We start from the raw sequence: 7,761 nt of genomic DNA, 5'->3' as shown, positions 1-7,761 counted from the left end.
TTCTGCTTGTGTTGCGTTTTTTAATGCTTCTTCGTTTGTTATTGAGCCTGTAGGAATATCTTCCCTTTCCGATTTCTCTTCAATTTGAAGTTCGTAAAATGGTAATGTGTCTTTTACATCAACTTCATTTAATTTATCTATAAAACTCAAAATATCTTTAAACTGATTTGAAAATAGCTCTATCTCTTCTTCTTTTAATTTCAAGTTTGATAATTTTGCCACCTTTTCAATTAACTCTTTTCCTATTTGATTTGTCATTTTTCACCTCTCCAAGATATGACTTTAGTCATTTTAAATATATTCGAATTTTAATATATTATTATCACTCAGTTCGCATCCCCCTCCCTCCCCCTCCATACCTGGTCGGGAGCAATCCCGACCCTTTTTATTTTTTATATCTTGATAGCTTACTTTTTATGAACTTTAAAGCTTTAGCCGGGTTGTCAATCAAATCTTCTCTGCCATACTTTATTAAAACATTTTTTTGTTTTTCTGACAACTGGTAGTTTTTCATTATTTCTTTTTTCGCTTTATCTATCCATTTTGTAAGCAATTTTCTATCTGAAAGCTCTTTATCTGTTAATTTCAACCCCGTTTTTTCAGCCAAACTTTTTGCGTATTCTATCTGTTTTTGAGATGGGTTTTTTTCAGCATGGGCATCGATAAACTCTTTTAGTTTTTCCGGGTCATCTTTTATCTCTTCTATGCTTTTGCCGTGCTTTTCTGCTAAATCTTTTGCATAGTCAAGCATTTTCTTTGATATTTTCACATCTTGTTTTGAAGCCGATTTTTCGTGAAGCTGTCTTACAAACTCTTTCCAATCTTTTTTATTTTCTTCTACTTTATCAAGAAAATCTTCCATTTTCTTTGTAAAAGAGTAGTCTATCACCCAATTGTAGCGATTGTTTAAATATTCAATCAGATGAAAGGCGTTTTCTGTTGGTCTTAAACTTCCATTTTCCTTAACTACATAGCCTCTTTCTTTTATAGTTTTTATTATCGTTGCATAGGTTGAGGGTCTACCTATACCAAGCTCTTCCAATTTTTTGACAAGCCCGCCTTCTGTGTATCTCGCCGGCGGTTTTGTAAATTTTTCTTCCAAATCTATTTTTTCAATGTTTAAAACATCTTTATTTTTCAAATCTGGTAAATTTTGGGTTTCCTCTTGTTCTTCTTCTAAATCATAAACAGCTTTATAACCTTTAAACTTTAAGATTGAGCCGCTGGCTTTAAATGTATAGCCTTTTATATCAACAGTTACATTTGTTCTTTCAAAGATTGCATCAGCCATCTGAGATGCTACTGTTCTCTCATAAATAAGCTTTAATAGTTTGAAATGGTCTTCTGATAAGCCTTTCTCTTGAATGAGCTTTTTTTGTCCTTCTAAGTTTACAAAATGGGTGATTCTTATAGCTTCATGTGCGTCTGCTTGTGTATTTTTTGATTTGTAAACTCTTATTTTTTCCGGCAGATAATCTTTACCAAACTCTTTGTTTATTAGATTTCTAATTCCATCTATAGCCTTTTCGCTTATTCTTACACTGTCTGTTCTGTGGTATGTGATAAGCCCGCTTTCAAAAAGGTCTTGGGCTAACATCATCGTTTTTTCTGGCGGGAATCTATAAACTGTACTTGCCGACTGTTGAAGTGTAGATGTTGTGAATGGTGGTTTTGGAGATTGTTTTACTTGCTTTTTTTCTACTTTTTTTAAAGTAGCTGTTTTTTCATCTTTTATATCCAAATAGATTTTCTCTGCTTCTTCTTTGTTTTCTATTTTTGAATTTTCGTAAGTAGCTGTAAATGTGTAGAGCAGTTCATGAACTGCCTTTGATAAAACCGCAGATAACACGTAGTAAGGCGTTGGTTTGAAATTTTGAATTTCTATCTCTCTTTCTACTACCAATCTTACAGCCGGAGACTGAACTCTACCAACGCTAAACCTTCCACCTATTTCTCTTGATGCTATTGGTGATAGTGTATAACCGACAATCCTATCCCCAACCCTTCTTCCAAGAAACGCATTAAATAATCCAAAGTTTGTTTTTTCAAAAGGGATAGCGTTTTTTATTTTTTCTTTAATATGCTCTTTGGTTATTTCATGAAATTCTGCTCTTTTTACTTCCTTTGCTTTTTTCTTTAATTCTTCATACATAAAATATCCTATAGCGTATCCTTCTCTATCTGGGTCAGTTGCTATGATTACTTCCGATTTTTCTGCTAATTTTTTTATTTCTGATAAGATTTTTTTATGGTTTTGAGATTTTATCACAAATTTTGGCTCATAGGTGTTTAGGTCAACTCCCATTTCATTTTCTGGAAGGTCTTTAAAGTGCCCTACTGTTGCTTTCACAATAAAATCTTTTCCTAAAAAGTGTGATATCTCTTTTGCTTTTTTTGGTGATTCTACAATAACTATTTTCTTTTCGCTCAAACTTTAACCTCTGTGAGTTTTTTAATAATTATATGCTCAATTTCAATTATTCTCAAGTTGGCGTATAGGTCATATTAATTAAAGTCAGTTGGATAGCAAATAAAGTAATAGGCTACTGATGACAAACAAAGTGGCGTGTGAAGTGTGATGGGCGGCAAGCTAAGTTTAAAAAATTTTATCAACGTCCCATGTCAGATTGTTTCAAATTTTAGCCAAGTCTAAAAATTAATTAACCTTTCGATTGGTCATTTTAAAGTCGGCAAAAAACTTCCTTTCATTTTCTCTTCTTTTAAAAGACATTAAAAGAGAAAATCCTTCGGACTAAAACTCTCAGGAAGACAGGCAAAGGCGAAGCTGCAAAAATTTTAGAACATTCTCATGTCTCATATCTTACATTCTATGGCTAAGTTAAGAATTTTAAAATAATTCTTCTTGAAATATCCAATAATGTTCTCCCTGCTTCTTTTGAGCTGACAACGTATTGAAAAATCTTACTATTTATCTTATTATTATTATTATTGACAAGACTATAAAATAAAAATGGAGCTAAGAATGATTGACCCTTCAGCATTTAATCAAATGGAAAAAGAGGCTACTAATGTATTAATAAAGATTTTTATTCCTTTGTGGATTATTCTTTCGGTAGCTGTAACTATTTGGAGTTATAAATCTACAAGAGCAAAAGTTTTTTGGAAGAATCTATATAGAAGCGTATTTCCACCAAGAGAAGGCAAAGGTGAGAAAAAGCCTTGGTTTAGAAGATAGGGTTATAACTGTTTTGAATCAAGGATGAATGTTACTGGTCCATCGTTTAAAATATAAACTTTCATATCAGCACCAAAAATACCTGTTTGAACTTTCACATATTTAGAAAACTCTTCTACAAATTTTTCATATAAAGCTTTAGCTTTATCTGGCTTGGCAGCATATTCAAAAGATGGTCTTCTTCCTTTCTTTAAATTAGCAAGAAGTGTAAACTGAGAAATAATAAGAGCTTCTCCGTTGATATCAAGAAGCGAATAATTCATCTTTTTATCCTCATCTTCAAACATTCTTAAATAAACAATTTTATTAACTAACTTATTTATATCTTCTTCTGTGTCATCTTCGGCTACCCCAAGAAGTATATTAACTCCTTTTCTTATTTCTCCTACAACCTTACCGTCTACTTCAACGCTTGATTTTATAACTCTTTGAACTACCGCAATCATTTTTTAATGATTCCATAGAATAATTCTGAAATTAATTGATCTGGGTCTTTGATTATTGGTCCTTCTCTTCTTTCCATTACATACGCAAAAACTTTTGCCTGTATTAGTCCTACAAAAAGCATTGCTGTTTCAGATGGGTCAATATCCTCTTTAACAAGCCCTTCTTCTTGTCCCTTTTTAATAACCTCAGAAAGTTTCTTTTTGTAATCTTCAACAAATTTATGAAGTATATCAAAAAACTTTTTATTTCCAGACCTGCTAAACTCGAAGCATAAAACAGGAACAGCCCCTTTTGTTTCTTCCAATACTTTTATATGCTCTCTCATTACTTGTTTTAAAGTTTCTTCTGTAGAAAGGCCTAATTCTTTTGCTCTGTCAACGCTTTGAGAACACCGAGATATATATCTGTTGATAATTTCTACTACTATAGCATCTAAGGAAGGAAAATGTTTATAGATGGCTGCATCGGTGATGCCTATTTTATTGGCAATATTTTTTGCTGTAAAGCGTTTTAACCCTTCATGGATTATTATTTCAGCACCTGCTAATATTATTTTTTCTCTTGTAGATAGCTCTTCCAACATTAAATTCCTCCTACATCATAATCATGCTGCAAAATTCGTTGATGCTTACAGATGCACCGGCAGCATTTCTATGACCACCACCGTTTAGTAATTTTGCAAGGTCTAAAGCTGACGGACTATGATTGTCAAGACTTCTAAAACTGAGCTTCACAAAATCGCCATTGATTGAAAAAAGACAAACAGCTTCATTATACCCAGTAGCTAACAAATTTCCAATTTCAGACTGAAATAAACCAGTGTTGTATGCCCTTACTTTGTAATTTCCTATTTTTATAAACAGGTCTTTAGCTTTCTCTACAAAGGTGTTGATTAAATAAGTCGTATACTGATTTATTATTTTGCCCTTTTCTATAATTTCTGTAATATCTTTATCTAAAAGCTCTTTTACTTCTTCTGGTTTGTTGGTAAATAGGAATAGATAATCATTAACATATTTTGTTATATCTCCATACTGCCATTTCCAAATATCTTTATCTTCTACATATTTTATTATTTCTGGCGGCTCAGTATTAAATAGATAGTGCCAAGTTAAAGATGCTCCTGATTTGTCATTATCAAATACAAATTCAAATTTTGGGTCTTTTATCTCTTCCAATATGTTTTTCATGCTAATATGATGGTCTAAATTTATTACTTTCTTGGCTTTTTCTAAAACTTTGTTTAAATATTCTGGTTTTAATGCAAAGTCTACAATATAGACTATTGTATCTTCATCTATCTGCCCAAGTATTTGCTCAAAATCTTCATCTTTGAAGTTATGTTCTATTGGAATAACGGTTGCATCCGGATATTTTTTTAATATCACTGCCGCCGCCGTAGTTCCGTCTGTACAATTTTTATGATAAAGTCCGATAATCTTCATATTTTTAAAAACCTCCTACAATATTTTAAGTTAATAAATGCTAACTGTAAAGATAAAAAATACATTTTTATATTTTATCTTGAATTATTGGATTAATATAACAAGAGCATTCCAAATTTAACCATAACCTAAAAATTAGTAATTAACCTTTCGTACACTATTCTATTGAGGCAAAAAATTTTCCGTTTTATTTTTCAAAAAAATCAAAAAACATATTATCTGTGGAATGTGAAATTAGCTACGTAGTTTACTCTTACAAAAACGCTATAACAATAAATATATTATATACGTCGGATGAGAAATTCATTAAAATCGCGAGAATCTTCACCGGCTTCAGAATGACGATTTGGATTTTTGCAAGCAGTCTCATAGATTACACAAGATTCTTTGCCGTAGCTAGAATGTTAAAAGTGGGAGATATTGCTTAGCAATTCATGAATTGTCCGCTCATAAGCAGCTCATGAACTGACCTTGTGTAAGAGGTGAATGACGGGAGTTGATTAACTTTCATTTTAAAATTTGAAGTTTTACTTTGATAAAATACTTTAACGCATAAATTGAGCCTTGGAAGAAAACCATGAGACTTTTATTGGTAGAAGACGATAAAACCTTAGGAAGGCTTATTAAGAAAGGTCTTGAAGAGGAAGGATTTTTAGTTGACTTAGTTTCTAATGGAGCTACAGCAGAAGAGTACTTGAATACAGAAAACTATGAAGTGATAGTTTTAGATTTGATGCTTCCTGGAAAGGATGGTCTAAGCATTCTAGAAAGCTTAAGAAATCGTGGAATTTGCACTCCAGTTTTGATACTCACCGCTAAAGGTTCTGTTGAAGACAAAATAAAAGGACTGAATGCAGGAGCTGATGATTATCTTGCAAAGCCGTTTGATTTTCAAGAGCTTGTTGCAAGAATAAAAGCTTTAATAAGACGTTATCATAACGTAAGCAAAGGCATAGTCTCTTTTGGTGATGTTGAAGTTGACTTAGTTAATCAAAATGTGAAAGTGAAAGGTAAAGATGTAGAGCTTACAGCTATGGAGCTAAAACTTTTAATGATGCTTGCCCTAAAGTCTAACAGAATTCTTTCTAAAACTTATATAGAACAAAGCTTATACGGATGGGAAGGATCTCCTGACAGCAATGTAATAGAAGTTTTAATAAGCAGATTGAGAAAAAAGCTTGACCCGGAAGGTAAGTACATCAAAACCGTTAAAGGATTAGGATATATACTTAAGATATGAAAAGCCTATTTTCAAGAGTGTATGTATTATCTCTCATCTTGCTTTTTAGTGCTTTTTTGTCAATCTATCTTTTTACACATTTGACGATAAAAAATTCTGTGCATCAAGAGATAAGTTCATCTTTAAACATTCTGTGGCGGTCAGTTGCGTATCTTATTAAAGAAGAGGGAAAGTTTCAGTACGATGAAGAAGTCATGATAAACTTTAGAAAAGGTTCTGGCAACTATCTAAAAATCTTGGAAGATAACAAATATGTTGAATTACAACCTGATAAAAGCGTTCTTAATTTCCCATCGGAAAATGGACTTTTCTTTTTTGAAATCAACGGTAAAGAGTACGCAGGCTATGGTGAAAAATACGGTAGATATTATATTTTGGTTTACAGAGAAATCAGCAATCAGCAAGCAATGTTAAGAAAGTTTTCTAAAAATTTTTTTACAGGTTGGCTTGCTATTTTGGTAGTATATACTCTAATTGCATATCCTTTATGGTATTTATCTTTTAGAGTTGTCATGAGGTTAGCCAAAAAAATAGAAGAGAGTAGCCCGGCCAAGCTTGACATCTTAGATGAAAATGTGTTTTCTGAGATAAAACCAATTGTAAAAGCCTACAATCAATTAGTAAATCAATTAAACAACTATCTTGATACTCAAAAGTTTTTCTTTTATCACCTGTCCCACGAGCTTAAAACACCGTTGTCTATCATAAGAACTTCAACAGACTTAACCTTAAGAAAACCAAGAAGCCAAGCTGAGATGAGAGAGTTTCTGCTTAGCATTAAAAGCGCAGCTGAAAGAGCTTCTCAGGTAGTAGAAAAACTTTTATTGCTATACAGATTAGAAACTCAAAATGTAGAGCCAAAGAGAGAAATTGTAGAGCTAAAAACTTTAATACTCGGCATATTAGGAGATTTTAAACAACTGATTAATAACAAAAATCTAAGTTTTGAGATTTTTGAAGATGAATTTAAGGTGTTTGGTGATTATGAGCTTATTCATTCACTTTTTAGCAACATTATAGAAAATGCAATAAAATATAGCCCGCAAAACGGAAAAATAGGTATAAAAAAAGATAGCTATTGTGTTATCATAGAGGACGAGGGTATCGGAATTTCAAAAGAAGAGCTGATTAAAATTTTTGAACCTTTTTACAGGTCAGAAAAAGCAAAGCTTGAAGAAGGTTCAGGTCTTGGTCTTAGTATATGCAAAGTTATAAGTAAAATCTTAGGTTGGGAATTAACCATTCATAGCGAGGTTGGCAGAGGAACTTCTGTAAAAATTTGTACAAAAAGTTATTAAGCTTGTGTTAAGGTAATTTTAATCTTAAGTTAATAATTGTAGTTTATAATTTTGGATAAACTTGACTTTAACGCGGTGCTGTAATTTCAATCATGAAAAAATTAATCTTTATCATGTTTGCTTTATTTTATACGG

8 protein-coding genes are annotated in these 7,761 nt (G+C 32.0%); 3 read left to right on the top strand and 5 right to left on the bottom strand.

All coding sequences use genetic code 11. The features are described 5' to 3' along the window. The coding region (gene gatC / locus SULYE_RS04205) for an Asp-tRNA(Asn)/Glu-tRNA(Gln) amidotransferase subunit GatC (RefSeq protein WP_007546839.1) at positions 1 to 258 on the bottom strand (258 nt) is incomplete at its 3' end. Positions 259 to 385: 127 nt separating this feature from the next. Continuing rightward, a complete protein-coding gene (topA, locus tag SULYE_RS04200; protein ID WP_007546838.1) occupies positions 386 to 2,431 on the bottom strand; it encodes a type I DNA topoisomerase in 2,046 nt (681 codons plus the stop codon). A 552-nt stretch (positions 2,432 to 2,983) separates the two neighbouring features. Here topA and SULYE_RS04195 point away from each other — a divergent pair. Beyond that, entirely contained in the window at positions 2,984 to 3,196 is a 213-nt protein-coding gene (locus SULYE_RS04195; protein ID WP_007546837.1) for a hypothetical protein, read from the top strand. A gap of 2 nt (positions 3,197 to 3,198) precedes the next feature. Here SULYE_RS04195 and dtd read toward each other — a convergent pair whose 3' ends face one another. The 3 genes from dtd to SULYE_RS04180 are packed head-to-tail and all read right to left on the bottom strand — an operon-like array spanning position 3,199 to position 5,088. Continuing rightward, the gene (gene dtd, locus SULYE_RS04190; RefSeq protein WP_007546836.1) at positions 3,199 to 3,642 is read right to left on the bottom strand and encodes a D-aminoacyl-tRNA deacylase; all 444 of its coding nucleotides are present in this window, start codon (positions 3,640 to 3,642) and stop codon (positions 3,199 to 3,201) included. Continuing rightward, positions 3,639 to 4,226 carry a TetR/AcrR family transcriptional regulator gene (locus tag SULYE_RS04185; protein WP_007546834.1) on the bottom strand — a complete coding sequence of 196 codons (588 nt, stop codon included), beginning with the start codon at positions 4,224 to 4,226 and terminating at the stop codon, positions 3,639 to 3,641. The genes dtd and SULYE_RS04185 overlap by 4 nt, the downstream gene beginning before the upstream one ends. Before the next feature lie 10 nt (positions 4,227 to 4,236). Further along, positions 4,237 to 5,088 (bottom strand): DHH family phosphoesterase, encoded by an 852-nt coding sequence (locus tag SULYE_RS04180; protein WP_007546832.1) that lies wholly within the window; start codon positions 5,086 to 5,088, stop codon positions 4,237 to 4,239. Positions 5,089 to 5,665: 577 nt separating this feature from the next. Here SULYE_RS04180 and SULYE_RS04175 point away from each other — a divergent pair. Together SULYE_RS04175 and SULYE_RS04170 are read left to right on the top strand one after the other, a co-directional pair. Next, positions 5,666 to 6,328, top strand: a complete 663-nt coding sequence (locus SULYE_RS04175) for a response regulator transcription factor (RefSeq protein WP_007546830.1) — start codon at positions 5,666 to 5,668, stop codon at positions 6,326 to 6,328. A gap of 98 nt (positions 6,329 to 6,426) precedes the next feature. Beyond that, complete coding sequence (locus SULYE_RS04170; protein WP_232178580.1) at positions 6,427 to 7,626, top strand: sensor histidine kinase; 1,200 nt, start codon at positions 6,427 to 6,429, stop codon at positions 7,624 to 7,626. The last annotated feature ends 135 nt before the right edge of the window (positions 7,627 to 7,761 follow it).

Origin of the sequence: Sulfurihydrogenibium yellowstonense SS-5 (assembly GCF_000173615.1) — a bacterium.
Taxonomy (GTDB): Bacteria; Aquificota; Aquificia; order Aquificales; family Hydrogenothermaceae; genus Sulfurihydrogenibium; species Sulfurihydrogenibium yellowstonense.
This window is presented reverse-complemented; position numbering and strand designations above follow the sequence as displayed.

Coding starts and splice junctions, on each gene's coding strand:
- SULYE_RS04195 (WP_007546837.1), top strand. CDS start 2,984: ATGATTGACCCTTCAGCATTTAATCAAATGGAAAAAGAGGCTACTAAT.
- SULYE_RS04185 (WP_007546834.1), bottom strand. CDS start 4,226: ATGTTGGAAGAGCTATCTACAAGAGAAAAAATAATATTAGCAGGTGCT.
- dtd (WP_007546836.1), bottom strand. CDS start 3,642: ATGATTGCGGTAGTTCAAAGAGTTATAAAATCAAGCGTTGAAGTAGAC.
- SULYE_RS04180 (WP_007546832.1), bottom strand. CDS start 5,088: ATGAAGATTATCGGACTTTATCATAAAAATTGTACAGACGGAACTACG.
- SULYE_RS04175 (WP_007546830.1), top strand. CDS start 5,666: ATGAGACTTTTATTGGTAGAAGACGATAAAACCTTAGGAAGGCTTATT.